The organism is Micromonospora citrea, from assembly GCF_900090315.1.
Taxonomy (GTDB): Bacteria; Actinomycetota; Actinomycetes; order Mycobacteriales; family Micromonosporaceae; genus Micromonospora; species Micromonospora citrea.
In genome coordinates this window covers 3,127,611-3,143,724 of sequence record NZ_FMHZ01000002.1, presented here as the reverse complement: position 1 = coordinate 3,143,724, position 16,114 = coordinate 3,127,611, and the positions used below count along the sequence as shown (strand labels likewise).

Genomic DNA, 16,114 nt, shown 5'->3' with positions numbered 1-16,114 from the left:
CGCCCGGCGATGACCAGGGCGCTGGAGAAGGCGCCCGCCACCCGGCGGGCCGGGACGCCGCGCGCGTCCCGGCCCGCCGGGCTCCGGCCGGGCTGGCTCCTCGCCGGCGTCGCCGCCGTGCTCGTCGCCCTCGTCGCGGGGGTGTCGCTCGGCCCGGTCAGCCTGCCGCCGGGCAGCGTCGCGGCCGAGCTGCTCAACCTCATCCCCGGGGTACGCGTCGACAGCGGGCTGACCGAGCGGGAGGTCGCCATCGTCACCGAGCTGCGGCTGCCCCGGGTGGTGCTCGGCCTGCTGGTCGGCGGGCTGCTCGCCCTGGCCGGCGGCTGCTACCAGGGCGTGTTCCGCAACCCGCTGGCCGACCCGTACCTGCTCGGCGTGGCCGCCGGGGCCGGGCTCGCGGTCACGGCCGTGATCACCCTCGGCGCCGGGAAGGCCGGCGCGCTGACCGGCCTGCCGATCACCATCCCGCTGGCCGCGTTCGTCGGCGCGCTCGGGGCGGTGGCGATGACCTACCTGCTGGGCGTCTCCGGCGGGCGCGGTCGCTCCACGGCGACGCTGATCCTGGCCGGGGTGGCCGTCTCCGCGTTCCTCTCCGCCGGGCAGACCTACCTGCTGCAACGCAACTCCGACAGCATCCAGCAGGTCTACTCGTGGCTGCTCGGGCGGCTCGCCACCGCCGGCTGGCACGACGTCCGGCTGGTGCTGCCGTACTTCCTGGTCACCGCCCTGGTCGTGCTGCTGCACCGGCGCGAGCTGGACGTGCTCTCGGTGGGTGACGACGAGGCGACCGGCCTCGGCCTGCACCCGCAGCGCTCCCGGTACCTGCTGATCGTCGCCGCCTCGCTCGGCACCGCCGCCGCGGTCTCCGCCTCCGGCCTGATCGGCTTCGTCGGGATCATCGTGCCGCACACCGTGCGGCTGCTCGCCGGGTCCAGCTACCGGGTGATCCTGCCGCTCTCGCTTCTCTTCGGCGGCGCGTTCCTGGCCCTGACCGACGTGGTCGCGCGCACCGCCGCCGCCCCGGCGGAGGTGCCGATCGGCGTGGTCACCGCCCTGCTCGGCGGCCCGTTCTTCGTCCTGGTCCTGCGCACCTCCCGGCGGGTGCTCGGATGAGCCCGCGACGTGCGCCGGCGCCCCGGCCCGCGGCGGGCGCGCGACGGGCACCGCACCCGCAGCCGGCGGTCGCCGGCCGGAGCGGCGGGCCCGCCGTCCCCGCCGTCGAGGTGCGCGACCTGCACGTCCGCCTCGACGGCACGCCCGTCCTCGGCGGCGTCGACCTGACCGTGGCGGCGGGCGAGTGGGTCACCGTGATCGGCCCGAACGGCGCCGGGAAGTCGACCCTGCTGCGCGCCGTCGGCGGCCTGCTGCCCGCGCCGGGCGCCATCTCCCTCTTCGGTACGCCGAGCGAGGCGCTGCGCCGCCGCGACCGGGCCCGGGTGGTGGCGACCGTGGCCCAGTCCCCGGTCGTGCCGGCCGGCATGTCGGTGCTCGACTACGTGCTGCTGGGCCGCACCCCCTTCATCGCGCCCCTGGGCCGGGAGTCCGCCGCCGACCTGGTCGCCGCGTACGACGTGCTCGACGGGCTGGACCTGACCGGCTTCCGGGACCGGGAGCTGGCGACCCTCTCCGGTGGCGAGCGGCAACGCGTCTTCCTGGCCCGGGCCCTGGCCCAGGGCGCGACCCTGCTGCTGCTCGACGAGCCGACCAGCGCCCTGGACATCGGCCACCAGCAGGAGGTGCTGGAGCTGGTCGACCGGCTCCGCCGCGAGCACGGCCTGACCGTCCTCGCCACCATGCACGACCTCTCCATCGCCGGCGAGTACGCCGACCGCATGGTGCTCCTCGCCGACGGCCGGGTGGTCGCTGCCGGCACCCCGCGCGAGGTGCTCACCGAGCAGCTCCTCGCCACCTGGTACCGCGCCACCGTCCGGGTGGTCGACGGCGACCACGGCCCCCTGGTGGTCCCCGTCCGCCCCCGCCGGCCCGGATCAGGGGCGGGTGAGGACGTTGAAGAGGGCCCCGTGGGGGTCGCGGAGGGCCGCGAAGCGGCCGGCCGGTGACTCCTGGGGCGGGACCAGGATGGTGCCGCCCAGCTCGGCGGCGCGGGCGGCGGCCGCGTCGGCGTCGGCCACCGCGAACCACACCGACCAGTACGCGGGCGTGTCCGCCGGGAACCCGTCGCCCAGCGGCGGCACCATGCCGGCCACGATGCGGGTGCCGAGCCGCCAGCCGGTGTAGGTGACCCCGCCCGCCGGCTGGTCGTCCGGGTGCCAGCCGAAGACCAGCTCGTAGAAGACCTTCGCGCCCTCCGGGTCGGGGGTGACCAGCTCGGTCCAGGTGAGCGCGCCCGGGGTGTCGAACACCTCGGCCCCGGGCATCGTCATCGGCTGCCAGACGCTGAAGGCGGCCCCGGCCGGGTCGGCGAAGACCGCCATCCGTCCCCGGTCGAAGACCTCGAACGGCGGCACCACCACCTGCCCGCCGGCCCGCTCGACCCGCCCGGCCACGAGGTCCGCGTCGTCGGTCGCCACGTACGTCGACCAGATCGGCACCTGGTCGGGGACGGCCGGCGGGCCCGCGCCCGCCACCGCCCGGCCGCCGAGCAGGAACACCGTGTAGCCGCCCGCCTCGGGCTCGGGGTCGATGCGGCCCGTCCACCCGAACAGCTCCGGATAGAACCGCCGCGCGTCGGCGAGACCGGGGGTGGCGAGGTCGGCCCAGCAGGGTGTGCCCGGCGGGACGGTGCTCACGTCGACCCCTCTCGGCGGGGGGCGGCCACGACGGCGTGCCCCTGCCGGCATCGTGGCACCGAACCGTGCCCTATCGGGGCGGATCGGACGAATCCTCAGCTGAACCGTCGGCCCTCGTCGCGCCGGTACGCCCACGCGGCCAGCGCCGCCAGCAGCACCACCCAGACCCCGAGCATGGCCATCGACAGCGGGTTGAGCGGATAGTCGCCGACGGCGGCCCACATCAGCTCCACCGCGCCGCGGGTCGGCAGGTAGGGCGCGACGGCCTCGATGAAGCCGGGAGCCTGGTCGGGGGCGGAGAGCAGCCCGCCGCCGAAGGCGAGTGGGAAGAAGACGACCTGCGCCACCACGATCGCCGCCTTGCTCGGCAGCGAGTATCCGATCGCCAGCCCCATCAGGGTGAAGGGCACCGAGACCACGGCGACGGTGAGCAGAGCCAGCAGGAACGCCGGTGCGGTGACCCGGGCCTCGGTCAGCGTCGCCCCGATCACCACCACCGGGACCAGCGAGAGGTAGGTGAGCGCCAGCCCCGCGAGCACCCGGCCGGCGAACCGTGGGGCCGGCCCGGCCGGCAGGGTTCGGGTGTACGGGCTCCAGGGCTGGTCGCGGTCCTCGGCCACCCCGACGCCGTACTGGAAGATGTTCGCGCTCATCACGGAGAAGGTGACCATGGCGGCGGTCGCGAAGGTGGCGGCGACCGGGTCCTTGCCGGCGAACGGCACCACGAAGAAGAGCATCGCCGCAGCGGGGAAGAACGCGCTGCCGAAGACGGCGACCGGGATCCGGACGGTCTCGAGGAGCTGGTAACGGGCGTGGACCAGGGCTAACCGCATCGGAAGAATCGTCCCCTCAGGCGGTGGCGGGCGGACCGGCCACGGCGGTCGTCGGTCGGCCGGCTCCGGGTCCCGACACCGCGTCGGTCGTGGTGATGGCGAGGAACGCCTCCTCAAGCGAGGTGGGCCGGACCTCCAGGTCGGAGAACGCCACTCCGGTCGTGACCAGGTCGCGCACGAGCTGGTCGGCGTCGGTGGTGAGCAGGTGGGTGCGGCCGTCGACCCGCTCGGTGCGGACGACGCCCGGCAGCGCGGGAAGGTCGCCGGCGACCAGGCTGACCCGGCGCACGCCGACGATGCCGCGGACCGCGTCGACGGTGTCGTCGGCGAGCACCCGGCCGCGCCCGATGACCACCACCCGGCGGGCGAGCGCCTCGACCTCCTCCAGGTAGTGGCTGCTCAGCAGCACGGTGCCGCCGTCGTCGTGGAACGCCCGGATCGCCTCCCAGAGCGTGTGCCGGGCCTCCACGTCCAGGCCGGTGGTGGGCTCGTCGAGCAGCACCAGCCGGGGTCGGCCGACGAAGGCGAGCGCCACCGCGAGCCGCCGTCGCTGCCCGCCGGAGAGGCCACCGGTCTGCCGGCGGACCAGCTCGCTCAGGCCGAACCGGTCGAGCAGCTCGGCCGGGGGAACCGGGTCGGGGTAGTGCGCGGAGACGAAGTCGACCACCTCGCCGACCCGCAGCGTGCCGGGCAGGCCGGTCTCCTGCGGCGTGACCCCGATCCGCCGCCGGCTGGTCGGGTCGCGGGGGTCGCCGCCGAACAGCTCGACCCGGCCGGCGGTGGGCCGGCGCAGCCCGACGAGCAGGTTGAGCAGGGTGCTCTTGCCGGCGCCGTTCGGGCCGAGCAGGCCGACCAGTTCGCCGGCGCGGACCTCCAGGTCGACCCGGTCGAGAGCGAGCACGTCGCCGTACCGTCGGCTGGCCTGCTCGGCGCGGGTGAGGATCACGTGCTGCTCCGTCCGATCGTCACGGCTCCGGTCTACCGCACCGGCGCAACCAGCCCGGCCCGGCCGGCGGTGCCGGCAGCGCCGGCCGGAATCCGCACCAGCGCGGCGCCCGTCCGGGAGACGCGTCAGCGCGGCGCCCAGCGGGGAGACGCGTCAGCGCGGCCCACGCCCGGAAAACCGCGTGAGCGCGGCGCCCGCCCGGGAGACGCGTCAGCGCAGCGGGGCGGGCAGCGGCGCGGTGTGCAGCACGGTGAGGCGGGAGACGGCCCGGGTCAGCACCACGTACAGCCGGTGCAGGCCGCGCGGCTCGGCCGCCACGATCGCCGCCGGTTCGACGACGATGACATGGTCGTACTCCAGGCCCTTGACCAGCGTCGCGGGCACCACGGTGACGCGCGCCGCGGCGGCCGGGTCGTCGACGGTCGCGGTCTCGACGCCGCCGGCGGCGAGCGCGGCCCGCAGCCCGTCGACCGACCCGTCGGCGGCGATCACCGCGACCGAGCCGTCGAACGCCAGCGCCGCGCGCGCCTCGGCGACCGTCGCGGCGGTCAGGTCGTCGACGGTACGCACGTCGAACGCGCCGTCGCGGCGCAGCGACTCCGCCGGCGGCACGTCGACGGCGAGCGCCGGCAGCAGCCGGTTGGCGAAGGCGACCACGGCGGCGGGCACCCGGAACCCGACGGTCAGCGGGACCACGACGGCGTCCGGCTTGCCCAGGTGGCGCAGGGACTCCCGCCAGTCGGCGGCGGCCCACGGGGCGGTGCCCTGGGCCAGGTCGCCGAGGAGGGTGATCGACCCGTGCTCGCTGCGCCGGGCGATCGCCCGGCACTGCATGGGGGAGAGGTCCTGCGCTTCGTCGACGACGACGTGACCGAAGCCGGTCGGCCGCTCGACCAGCCCGGCGGCCTCGTCGATCAGCACGGCGTCGGCCGCCGTCCACCTCGTGGCCTTCGGCGTGCGGCCGAGCCTCGTCCCGGTCGCGGCGGGGCGGCGCGCCGGGCGGGGGGCGTCCCCCGTGCCGCCGGCCGGCGCCGGGGCCGGGCCGCCGCGCAGCAGCGCCTGCTCGTCGGCGGTCAGCAGCCCCTCGGCGGCGCCGGCCAGCAGGTCGGCGTCGGTGAGCAGCCGGTGCACCAGCCCTTCCGGCGTGAGCGCCGGCCAGACCGCGTCGAGGAACGCGGCGACCGGGGCGCACCGGCCCATCCGGCGCAGCCAGGCGTCGCCCGGCGACTCGGCGCGCCGCGCCTCGGCCTGCCGCTGGAGCAGGGCCACGACCCGGGCGCGGACCCGTTCCCGCCCGGTGGCGTACGGCAGCCGCTCCCGGCGGGTCTCCTCGACCACCCGGTGCAGCGGGTCCAGCCCGATCCGCCAGCGGTACGAGCCGTCCGAGACCATGATCGGCTCGGTCGGCTCGCCGATGTGCGCGTCGACGGCCCGGCGCAGCACCTCCGCCATCCGGGCGTCGTGCTTGACGGCCGCGACCGACGGGTCGTCGACCGCCCGGACCGGCACCCGGCCGACGAGGTCCTCCACCGTGGCCTGTTCCACCTCGACCTCGCCGAGCGCCGGCAGCACCGCCGCGATGTACGACAGGAAGGCCCGGTTCGGCCCGACGATCAGCACACCCGCGCGGCGCAGCCGCTCCCGGTGCAGGTAGAGCAGGTACGCGGCGCGGTGCAGGCCGACCGCCGTCTTGCCGGTGCCAGGGGCGCCCTGCACGCAGATCGAGTCGCCGAGGTCGGCCCGGACCAGCTCGTCCTGCTCGGGCTGGATCGTGGCGACGATGTCGCGCATCGGCCCGACGCGGGGCCGCTCGATCTCGGCGGTCAGGATCCGGCTGGCCGTGCCGAGCTCCTCGCCCCGGTCGAGGCGCTCGTCCTCGAAGCTGGTCAGCACCCCGTTGCTGAACCCGAAGCGGCGCCGCACCGCCACGCCCTGCGGGTCGCGGGCGCTGGCCCGGTAGAACGACCGGGAGACCGGGGCCCGCCAGTCCAGCACCAGGGGTTCGCCCCGCTCGTCGGTGACGTGCCGCCGCCCGACGTGGTAGCGCCGACCGGCGTGGTCGCGGTGTCCGGCGCCCGCGCCGTCGTCGCCGGTGGCCGGGCCGAAGTCGAGGCGGCCGAAGAAGAGCGGCGTGGTCGGGTCGTCGGCGAGTTCGGCGACCCGGCGGGCCAGGGTGCGCCCGAGCGTCTCGGCCGCGTACGCGTCGCCGGCCACCTGGTCGCCGGTGGCGAAGAGGGCCTCGGCGCGTTCCCGCATCCGGGCCAGGGCGGCCCGGGAGGTGGCGAGGTGCTCGCGTTCGGCGGCGAGGTCGATGTCGAGGTCGACTGCGGTCACGCTGAATCCCCATCGAGGTCATCTGCTGATCGCTCGCGTGTCCGGAGGGCGGATGGCCGGCCCCGGCGCGGGACGTCCGGTGCGGTGCACACCTCACCCCGGCCGTCAGCGGCCTGTCAGCCTACGCGTCGCCAGGGCCACGCTCCACCGATTTACCCGCCTCGCGCGGGGATCGTCCCGGCCCCGGCGACCCGGACCGGACCGCTGCCGGTGGTCGGTGGTCGCCGACGACCGGGTGGCCGGGATCATGGGGGGATGACGGAGCCGCGTGCCGAGCGACCCCGGGTGACGATCAGCGATCCGCAGGTGATGCGGGCGCTGGCCCACCCGGCCCGACTCGCGATCACGGAACACCTCAGCTCGATCGAGGCCGGCGCGACCGCCACGGAGTGCGCGGAGATCGTCGGTCTCTCCCCGAGCGCCACCAGCTACCACCTGCGTGAGCTGGCGAAGGCCGGCCTGGTGGAGCCGGCGCCGACCCGCGGGGACGCGCGGGAGCGGGTCTGGCGGACGGTCAGCCCGAGCTGGACCGTCGAGGCCGGCCGCGCCGCCACGCCGGAGGTCGTGGCGGCCGAGCGCGCGCTGGTGGAGGCGTGGCTCGCCCGCGACCTGGAGCGCAGCCGGGAATGGTTGCGGCGCGCGCCCGACGAGCCGGCCGAGTGGTACGAGGCGAGCCGGCTCGCCGACTCGCAGCTGCTGCTCACGGCGGATGAGTTGCGCGAGCTGAACGAGGCGGTGGACCGCCTGCTGGAGCCGTACCGCAAGCGGTCGCGGGCGGACCCGCCGCCCTTGGCGCGCACGGTCTCGGTCAACTACAAGGCGCTGCCGCTGGATTGAGGAGGGATTGCCTCGCCAGATGTGAAGGATTATTTTCGAAGTATGTCCTTCACATCTGGTCCGTCGCGCTGGCCGGACGTCTGGCTCGCGACCGCCGCCCGCGGCGTCTCCACCTTCGGCGACTTCCTCGCCGCCAGCACGCTCACGCTGGCGTTGCAGTCCGCCGGGGCCGGAGGGCTCGCCGTCTCGGGTCTGCTGCTCGCGGCCACCCTGCCGCTGGTGGCGCTCGCGCCGCTGACCGGCCGGCTCGCGGATCGGGTGGACAGCCGCGTCCTGCTCGTGGCGGCGGGGCTGGCTCAGACCGGCGTCTGCCTCGCGCTCGCCCACGCCGGGCACCCGGGACTGGTGATCGTGCTGGTGGGGCTGCTCGCCACCGGGCTCGCCGTCACCCAGCCCGTGCTCTCGGCGCTGGTGCCGGCGATGGTGCGCGCCGAGGACCTGCCCCGCGCGAGCGCGCTCAACCAGTCGGCCGGCACGCTGGGCACGCTCGCCGGCCCGGCGCTGGCCGGGCTGCTGGTGGGCGGGTTCGGCACCCGACCGCCGCTGCTCGTGGCCGCCGGCACCTATCTCGCGCTGGTGGCGGCCGGGCTGCTGATCCGTACCCGCAGAGGGGGCCGCCGGTCCGCGCCGGCGGTGGCGGTCGGTGCCGCCGCCGCGCCGCCGGCCTGGCGGCTGCGACACGACCCGCTGCTGCTCGCGATGGTGGCCAGCGTCGCCGGGGTGTTCGGCGCCGTCGGGGCGATCAACGTGATCGAGGTGTTCTTCATCCGGGAGACGCTGGGCAGCTCGACCACGGTGTACGGGTTGGTGACCGGTGCCTGGACCCTCGGCGTCCTGGCCGGCGCGTGGCTCTTCGCGCCGGTGGCCCGGCGGCTCCACCGCGACGGCACGATGGTCCGGGCCAGCCTGGCGATGCTCGGCGCCTGCTGCCTGATGGTGCTCGCCTCGGCGGCCGTGCCGACGGCCCTGCCGCTCGTGCCGATCTGGCTGGTCGGCGGCGTCTTCAACGGCGGCACCAACGTCTTCAACAACGTGCTGCTGGCCCGCCGGGTGCCGGAGGCGGCGCGGGGCCGCGCCTTCGCCGTCTTCGGCGCGGGGATCCAGGGCGCCGCGATGGTCGGCTTCCTGGCCGGCGGCCTCCTGCTGGAGGCGGCCGAGCCCCGGCCGCTGGTCGCCGGCTGCGGACTGGCCGGGCTGCTGGCGGTGGCCGCCGTCTCGCTGCCGCTGCGCCGCGCGGCCCGCGCCGTCCCCCAGCCCCCGGCTCCCGGTGCCGCGTCGGGGGCCCCGGCCTCCGACGCCGGTTCGGGCGTCCCGGCCTCGGGTGGCGCGTCGGACGGCCCGGGCTCCGGCGCCGCGTCGGCGGATGCGGGGTTGGCCACTCCGACGACGGCCCGCTGAGCCCCGCACGGGGCACGGGGATACGGTCGGGGCATGGCTGAGCACGTCGCGCGCCCCCGGGTCGGGCACATCCAGTTCCTGAACTGCCTGCCGATCTACTGGGGGCTGATGCGCTCCGGCGCCCTGATCGACGTCGACCTGCACAAGGACTCGCCGGACCGGCTGAGCGCCGCGCTGGTCGCCGGCGACCTGGACATCGGCCCGATCTCCCAGGTGGAATACCTGCGGCACGCCGACGAGCTGCTGCTCCTGCCCGACCTGGCGGTCGGCAGCGACGGCCCGGTGCTGTCGGTCAACATCGTCTCCACCCGCCCGCTGACCGAGCTCGACCACGCGAAGGTGGCGCTGGGCTCGACCTCGCGGACCGGCGTCCTGCTGGCCCAACTCCTGCTCGGCGAGCGGTACGGGGTCAACCCCGAGTACTTCCGCTGCCCACCGGACCTCACCCAGATGCTGCTGGAGGCAGACGCCGGGGTGCTGATCGGCGACGTGGCGCTGCGCGCGCTCCACGAGGCGCCGAAGCGCGGGCTGGAGGTCACCGACCTCGGGCAAGCGTGGCGGGAGTGGACCGGCCTGCCGATGGTCTTCGCCGTCTGGGCGGTACGCCGCGACTTCGCCGCCGCCCACCCGGGCCTGGTCAAGGAGGTGCACGAGGCGTTCCTGCGCTCCCGGGACCTCTGCCTGTCGGAGCTGGACCAGGTCGCCGAGGCGGGCGCGCGCTGGGAGCCGTTCGACGCGGAGACCCTGGCGTCGTACTTCCGGGCGCTGGACTTCTCGCTCGGCGACCGTCAGGTGGCCGGGCTGCGCGAGTTCGCGCGCCGCGCCGCCGCCCTCGGCGCCGCCCCGGCCCTGCCCGAGACCGGCCCCGACTTCTTCGCGGGCTGACCCGCGACCGTCGTGCGGGGCCGCCGACCGCTGCGGTGAGCGGCTCGACCAGCGGGCGGGGCCGGCCGGCGGCGGGGCGTCAGACGGGGTCGCGGAGAAGGGCTTCGGTGATCTTCTGGCAGTTCTTCATGCCGTACTCGTAGCCCTTGCCGATCGGGTAGCGGACCATCACGCCCATCGTCCAGGTGTCGCCGATGGCGAGGCAGTTGATGTGCATCTCCTGCTCCCTGGTGCGGTCGATCCAGCCGTTCTTGATGGCGATGGTCTTGCGCTCCGCGGCCGGGAACGCCTTGCGGATGCCGAAGTCACCCGCGCCGCGCACCAGCCGCATCTCGCCGATCAGCCACTTGGTCCACTTCGGGCCGGCGGCCCGGCCGTCGGCGATGCAGGCTCCCATCCGGGCGGTGTCCCGGGGGGAGAGCTTCGTGCGGCTCCAGCCGCCGTCGCTGGCGACGCTGCTGTCGGTCAGTTCGCAGCGCGAGATCAGCCGCTTGATCGAGGCGGAGCCGCCGATGGCGTTGTAGAACTGCTGGGCCCGGGTGTTGTCGCTGTCGCGGATGATCAGTGTGGCGTCGGCGAGCTTGGCGTCGCTGGGCGTCTGGCCCTTCTCGTCGGCCCGGCGCAGGTAGTCGGCGACGATCCACGCCTTGATCAGCGAGGCGGTGGTGCTGGTCTCGTCCATGTTGTCCGAGCCGATGATCTCGCCGGTCCGGCGGTCGAGCACGCTCCACGAGTACCAGCCCGCGATGTCCAGGTCGAGGTCCTTCGCGACGAACGGCAGCGGCTCCGGCTCCGGGCTGGGCGACGGCGACGGCGACGGCCGGGAACTCCTGTCGCCCGGTGCGCTCGCGCCGCGCTCGGTGGAGGTGGCGGGCTCGCCCCACTTGGCGGCGGCGGTGGACTCGAACGGCGAGCCGGGCAGCAGCCGCAGGGACACGAGCACCAGGCCGATCAGGACCACCGCGACGGCGATCATCTTGACGGGGGAGGCGTCGCCGCCCCGCTCGTCGCGGCGTCGCGCCGCCATCAGAGCTTACCGACCGGCTGCTGCGGCACCTTGAGGGCGGCGCCGGGCTGCGGGGTCACGAGCTGGCTGGCGACCGACGCGCAGACCTGCGCGCCGTAGTCCAGCCCGCTGCGCTGCGGGTAGCGCAGCATCACGGCGAGGCTCCACCGCTCGGTCACCGCGAGGCAGTTGACGTGCCAGTTGCCGTCGTAGTTCAGCGGGGTCCAGCCGTTCTTGATGCTGACCGGGCCCTGGCCGAGGATCGACTCCGGCAGGCCGTCGATGATCCCCCAGCGGCCGCCGCCCGAGCGGGCCTTCTGGTCCTTGGCGGCCGTGCTGCCCCTGACCTTGCTCATCTCGTCGAGCAGGAGCTTGGTCCACTTGTCGCCGGCGGCCGTGCCGTCGGCGATGCAGTCGCCGAGCCGGACGGCGTCGCGTGGGGACATCCGGGTGAAGCTCCACCAGCCGACGTAGCCGGGCACGTTGCCCGGCTTGGTGTCGGTGAGCTCACAGGTGCTGATCATTCGCTTGATCGTGGCGCTCCGGCCGACCGCCGTGTAGAGGGCGTTGGCGGCGTCGTCGTTGCTGTCCCGGATGGCGGTGGTGATCTGCTTCCTCCGCTCGGTCGGCAGCGGCTTGTCGCCGAGCTGGTGGAGGTAGTCCGCGGCGAACCACGCCTTGATCATCGACTCGGTCGAACTCGTCGAGGCCATGTTCTTCGAGCCGGAGATCTGGCCGGTCTGCCGGTCCATCAGCGCCCACGAGAAGAACTCGCCCTTGAAGTTCACCGAGACCGGGCCGGCGGCCAGGGTCGGGGGCGGTGGCGGGGTCGGCGCGGGCGCCGCGACGCTTCCGCCGCCGCTTCCACCGCTCCCGGCGTCGTCGCCGGAGAGTCGGGCGTACGCGGCGGGAACGAGCAGGCCACCACCGAGGAGGACCGCCACGACGGCGAGCACCAGGGTCACGCGGGATCGCATGAGTGGGTGAGCTCCAGATGTCAGGGCCGGGGGGACCGGCTTGTTGTCCGGACGGATCGGCGGCTGGCCGGGGCCGGGGGCGGCCTCCGGGTGTTCCTGGGGGCGGATAGTCGGCAGCCGATCGGTGTGCCGGGGGAAGTCTACGTGCGGATCGGCGGCTCGACATGACCCGACACCTGGCAACTTGCCATGAAGGCGGGATATCGGGCCGCTATGTGTTTATTGGGAGTATTCATCTTCGCCTGGTGACCGAAGTCATAGTTTGAACGACTCGTGCCGGCGCGCCGTCCGTCCGGAACCGTCTTCGGAAACCTGTTACACCCCTCTGGTGCGGCGAGTTGCGAGCTGTAACACTTGGGCCCATGTATGGCAACGACTTCTCCGCCGAGGACGCACCCGGCGGTGGCCTGCTCGGCGAGGTCGAGGCGGCGGAGGCGGCACTGCGGGAGGCCGCCGAGCGGGGGCGGCGCGCCGGCGCCCCCGGCCCCGACGAGGACCTCGCGGCATACTTCGCCGAGGTCATCGACGCCGACCAGAAGATCGAGCCGCGCGACTGGATGCCCGAGGCGTACCGCAGGACGCTGATCCGGCAGATCGCCCAGCACGCGCACTCCGAGATCATCGGCATGCAGCCGGAGGGCAACTGGATCAGCCGGGCCCCCTCGCTCAAGCGCAAGGCGATCCTGCTGGCCAAGGTCCAGGACGAGGCGGGCCACGGCCTCTACCTCTACGCCGCCGCCGAGACGCTCGGCATCAGCCGGGACGAGCTGGTCGAGCTGCTGCTCAGCGGCCGGCAGAAGTACAGCTCGATCTTCAACTACCCCACGCTGACCTGGGCCGACGTCGGCGCGATCGGCTGGCTGGTCGACGGCGCCGCCATCGTCAACCAGGTGCCGCTCTGCCGCTGCTCCTACGGGCCGTACGCGCGGGCGATGATCCGGGTCTGCAAGGAGGAGTCGTTCCACCAGCGGCAGGGCTACGAGATCCTGCACACGCTGGCGCACGGCACCGAGGCGCAGAAGGCGATGGCGCAGGACGCCGTCGACCGCTGGTGGTACCCGTCGCTGGCGATGTTCGGCCCGCCCGACACCGACTCGACCCACTCGGCGCAGTCCATGGCCTGGAAGATCAAGCGGTTCTCCAACGACGAGCTGCGCCAGCGCTTCGTGGACATGTGCGTGCAGCAGGCCGAGATCCTCGGCCTGACCATCCCGGATCCGGGCCTGCGCTGGAACGAGGAGCGGCAGTCGTACGACTTCACCCAGCCGGACTACGACGAGCTGATGCGGGTGATCTCCGGCGACGGGCCGTGCAACCGGCAGCGGATGGAGCACCGTCGCCGCGCCCACGCCGACGGCGCCTGGGTGCGTGAGGCAGCCGCGGCGTACGCCGCCAAGCGGGTGGAGAAGAAGGAGAAGGTGGCCGCGTGAGCGAGCACAGCGAGCGGACCGGGCAGCACGGCGCGGGGCGTCCCTCGCCGCTGTGGGAGGTCTTCGTGCGGGCCCGGCGCGGGTTGTCGCACACCCACGTCGGCAGCCTGCACGCCCCCGACGCCGAACTGGCCCTGCGCAACGCCCGGGACCTCTACACCCGCCGTCAGGAGGGCGTCTCCATCTGGGTGGTGCCGGCCGGCGCGATCACCGCGTCCAGCCCCGACGAGAAGGACGCCTTCTTCGACCCGGCCGCCGACAAGGTCTACCGCCACCCCACCTTCTACGAGGTGCCGGACGGGGTGGCCCACCTGTGAGCGAGCGCAGCGAGCGAACCGTCCGGCTCAGCACCGGGGCGCGTCGCGCCGCCGCCGAGCGGACCGAGGTGGCGGCGTGAACGGTCCCTTCGACTTCACCCTCGCCCTCGGCGACGACGCGCTGATCGCGGCGCAGCGGCTCGCCGAGTGGACCACCCGCGCGCCGGAGATGGAGGAGGACATCGCCCTGGCCAACATCGCCCTCGACCAGCTCGGCGCGGCCCGGCTGCTGCTGTCGTACGCGGGCGAGCTGGAGGGCGCCGGCCGGGACGAGGACGCGCTGGCGTTCCTCCGCGACGACCGCGAGTTCCGCAACTGCCTCCTGGTGGAGCTGCCCAACGGCGACTTCGCGGTCACCATGGCGAAGCTGCTCTTCCTCGCGGCCTACCAGCTCCCCCTCTACGCCGCGCTGGCCGGCTGCGCCGACGAGCGGCTGGCCGCCATCGGGGCGAAGGCCCGCAAGGAGTCCGCCTACCACCTCGACCACGCCTCGCTGTGGGTGCGGCGGCTCGGCGACGGCACCGAGGAGTCGCACCGGCGCATGCAGGCGGCGGTCGACCAGGTCTGGCCGTACGCCCACGAGCTGTTCGCCCCCGACCCGGCGGCGCCGGTCGACCCGGCCACCCTGCGGGCCGACTTCGACGCCACCGTCTCCGCCGTGCTCGACGAAGCCACGCTGACCCGGCCCGAGTCGGGCTGGGCGCCAACCGGCGGGCGCGACGGCGTGCACACCGAGCACCTGTCCTACCTGCTCGCCGAGATGCAGGTGCTGCACCGCGCCCACCCCGGGGCACGCTGGTGAGGAGGCACCGGTGAGCGACCCCAGGGCGGCCGTGGCGGCGGTGGTGGATCCGGAGATCCGGGTCGTCACCATCGACGACCTCGGCATCCTGCGGGCGGTCGACGAGGACCCGGCGACCGGCCGGGTCGTCGTGACCATCACCCCCACCTACACCGGCTGCCCGGCGATGGACGTGATCCGCGCCGACATCCGTCGGGCGCTGGCCGCCGCCGGCCACCCCGACGCCGAGGTGCGCACCGTCTACAGCCCGGCCTGGAGCACCGACTGGATCTCCGACGCCGGCCGGGCCAAGCTCGCCGCCGCCGGGATCGCCCCACCGGCCCCCGCCCGCGCGGGCGGCGTGGTGCCGTTGACCCTCGCCGTACGCTGCCCGCGCTGCGGCTCGCCCGAGACCGAGCAGGTGAGCCGCTTCGGCTCCACCGCGTGCAAGGCGCTCTGGCGCTGCCGTTCCTGCCGTGAACCCTTCGACCACCTGAAGGCGCTGTGACTGTCACGATCACCCGCCCGGTCCGTCGCCGGCCCGTCTTCCACCCGCTTCCCGTAGCCGCCGTCGATCGGCTCACCGACGACGCCGTGGCGGTCACCTTCGCGGTGCCGCCGGAGCTGCGGGAGACCTTCGCGTTCTCCGCCGGCCAGCACCTGACCGTCCGGCGGAGCACCGACGCGGGGGAGGACGTGCGGCGGTCGTACTCCATCTGCTCCACGCCCGACGACCTGGCCCGGCACGGCCGGCTGCGGATCGGCGTGCGGGAGATCCCCGGCGGCGCGTTCTCCGCCTTCGCCTGCGGCGCGCTGCGCGGCGGCGACACGGTCGAGGTGCTGCCGCCGCTCGGGCACTTCACCACGGCCTTCGCGCCGGACCGGGCCCGCCACTACGGCGCGGTGGTCGCCGGCTCGGGGATCACCCCGGTGCTCGCGCTGGTCGCGACGGCGCTCGCCGTCGAGCCGGCCAGCACCTTCACGCTGGTGTACGGCAACCGCACGGCGAACACCGTGATGTTCGCCGAGGAGCTGGCCGACCTGAAGGACCGGTGGCCGACCCGGCTGCACCTGGTGCACGTGCTCTCCCGTGAGCAGGGCGAGTCGCCGCTGCTCTCCGGCCGGATCGACGCCGAGCGGCTGGGCCGGCTGCTGGACACCGTCGTCCCCGGCGACGCCGTCGAGGAGTGGTTCCTCTGCGGCCCGTACGGCATGGTGGTGGACGCCCGGGAGGTGCTCACCGGGCGCGGCGTGCCGGAGTCGGCGGTGCACACGGAGCTGTTCCACGTCGACGAGGCGCCCGCCCCGCCGCGGCGTCCGGCCGACGAGCCGGGGGCCGGCGCCGAGGTGACCATCGTGCTGGACGGCCGGTCGTCGAGCTTCACGATGGGCCGCGAGGAGCGGGTGCTGGACGCGGCGCTCAGGGTGCGCGGCGAGCTGCCGTACGCCTGCAAGGGCGGGGTCTGCTCGACGTGCAAGGCGAAGGTGGTCGACGGCGCGGTCACCATGGCCCGCAACTACGCCCTGGAGCCGGACGAGGTGGCCGCCGGGTACGTCCTCACCTGCCAGTCCAGCCCCACCACCGACCGCCTCACGGTCGACTACGACGCGTGACCCGTA

The 16,114-nt window shown here is 74.7% G+C and carries 16 protein-coding genes; 10 read left to right on the top strand and 6 right to left on the bottom strand.

Annotated elements, in window-relative coordinates; all coding sequences use genetic code 11:
• Nucleotides 1-9: 9 nt before the first annotated feature.
• On the top strand, nt 10-1,113 hold the full coding sequence (locus GA0070606_RS14345; RefSeq protein ID WP_091099410.1) for a FecCD family ABC transporter permease: 1,104 nt from the start codon (nt 10-12) through the stop codon (nt 1,111-1,113).
• Nucleotides 1,110-2,060 (top strand): ABC transporter ATP-binding protein, encoded by a 951-nt coding sequence (locus GA0070606_RS14340; RefSeq protein WP_091099406.1) that lies wholly within the window; start codon nt 1,110-1,112, stop codon nt 2,058-2,060. Before GA0070606_RS14345 ends, GA0070606_RS14340 begins: the two co-directional genes overlap by 4 nt.
• Here GA0070606_RS14340 and GA0070606_RS14335 read toward each other — a convergent pair.
• The 4 genes from GA0070606_RS14335 to GA0070606_RS14320 all read right to left on the bottom strand — a co-directional run bounded on the left by GA0070606_RS14335 (nt 1,989) and on the right by GA0070606_RS14320 (nt 6,863).
• Nucleotides 1,989-2,750 (bottom strand): VOC family protein, encoded by a 762-nt coding sequence (locus GA0070606_RS14335; protein WP_091099403.1) that lies wholly within the window; start codon nt 2,748-2,750, stop codon nt 1,989-1,991. The genes GA0070606_RS14340 and GA0070606_RS14335 overlap by 72 nt on opposite strands.
• Nucleotides 2,751-2,845: 95 nt before the next feature.
• A complete protein-coding gene (locus GA0070606_RS14330; RefSeq protein WP_091099399.1) occupies nt 2,846-3,583 on the bottom strand; it encodes an ABC transporter permease in 738 nt (245 codons plus the stop codon).
• Between the two features lie 16 nt (nt 3,584-3,599).
• A complete protein-coding gene (locus GA0070606_RS14325) occupies nt 3,600-4,529 on the bottom strand; it encodes an ABC transporter ATP-binding protein (RefSeq protein WP_091099395.1) in 930 nt (309 codons plus the stop codon).
• A gap of 210 nt (nt 4,530-4,739) precedes the next feature.
• Entirely contained in the window at nt 4,740-6,863 is a 2,124-nt protein-coding gene (locus GA0070606_RS14320; RefSeq protein ID WP_091099392.1) for a HelD family protein, read from the bottom strand.
• A 255-nt stretch (nt 6,864-7,118) separates the two neighbouring features.
• Between GA0070606_RS14320 and GA0070606_RS14315 the strand changes: the two genes are divergently transcribed.
• Genes GA0070606_RS14315 through GA0070606_RS14305 form a run of 3 tightly spaced genes read left to right on the top strand, consistent with a single transcriptional unit; the run spans nt 7,119 to nt 9,983 of the window.
• Complete coding sequence (locus GA0070606_RS14315; RefSeq protein ID WP_091099388.1) at nt 7,119-7,700, top strand: ArsR/SmtB family transcription factor; 582 nt, start codon at nt 7,119-7,121, stop codon at nt 7,698-7,700.
• Between the two features lie 42 nt (nt 7,701-7,742).
• Complete coding sequence (locus GA0070606_RS14310) at nt 7,743-9,098, top strand: MFS transporter (protein ID WP_091099384.1); 1,356 nt, start codon at nt 7,743-7,745, stop codon at nt 9,096-9,098.
• A gap of 33 nt (nt 9,099-9,131) precedes the next feature.
• Nucleotides 9,132-9,983: a menaquinone biosynthetic enzyme MqnA/MqnD family protein gene (locus GA0070606_RS14305; protein ID WP_091099381.1), complete on the top strand. Its 852-nt coding sequence runs from the start codon at nt 9,132-9,134 to the stop codon at nt 9,981-9,983.
• Nucleotides 9,984-10,062: 79 nt separating this feature from the next.
• Here GA0070606_RS14305 and GA0070606_RS14300 read toward each other — a convergent pair whose 3' ends face one another.
• Nucleotides 10,063-10,959, bottom strand: coding sequence for a hypothetical protein (locus GA0070606_RS14300; RefSeq protein WP_425413096.1), 897 nt, complete (start codon nt 10,957-10,959; stop codon nt 10,063-10,065).
• A 50-nt stretch (nt 10,960-11,009) separates the two neighbouring features.
• On the bottom strand, nt 11,010-11,966 hold the full coding sequence (locus GA0070606_RS14295; protein ID WP_091099373.1) for a hypothetical protein: 957 nt from the start codon (nt 11,964-11,966) through the stop codon (nt 11,010-11,012).
• Between the two features lie 362 nt (nt 11,967-12,328).
• Here GA0070606_RS14295 and paaA point away from each other — a divergent pair, with 362 nt between their 5' ends.
• From paaA to paaE, 5 genes are all read left to right on the top strand, one after another.
• Nucleotides 12,329-13,396, top strand: a complete 1,068-nt coding sequence (paaA, locus tag GA0070606_RS14290; protein ID WP_091099367.1) for a 1,2-phenylacetyl-CoA epoxidase subunit PaaA — start codon at nt 12,329-12,331, stop codon at nt 13,394-13,396.
• Nucleotides 13,393-13,713, top strand: coding sequence for a 1,2-phenylacetyl-CoA epoxidase subunit PaaB (gene paaB, locus GA0070606_RS14285; protein WP_091099364.1), 321 nt, complete (start codon nt 13,393-13,395; stop codon nt 13,711-13,713). The genes paaA and paaB overlap by 4 nt, the downstream gene beginning before the upstream one ends.
• A gap of 76 nt (nt 13,714-13,789) precedes the next feature.
• On the top strand, nt 13,790-14,515 hold the full coding sequence (gene paaC, locus GA0070606_RS14280; RefSeq protein WP_091099361.1) for a 1,2-phenylacetyl-CoA epoxidase subunit PaaC: 726 nt from the start codon (nt 13,790-13,792) through the stop codon (nt 14,513-14,515).
• A gap of 10 nt (nt 14,516-14,525) precedes the next feature.
• Entirely contained in the window at nt 14,526-15,002 is a 477-nt protein-coding gene (gene paaD, locus GA0070606_RS14275) for a 1,2-phenylacetyl-CoA epoxidase subunit PaaD (RefSeq protein WP_091099359.1), read from the top strand.
• Complete coding sequence (paaE, locus tag GA0070606_RS14270; protein ID WP_091099356.1) at nt 14,999-16,108, top strand: 1,2-phenylacetyl-CoA epoxidase subunit PaaE; 1,110 nt, start codon at nt 14,999-15,001, stop codon at nt 16,106-16,108. The genes paaD and paaE overlap by 4 nt, the downstream gene beginning before the upstream one ends.
• Nucleotides 16,109-16,114 lie beyond the last annotated feature (6 nt).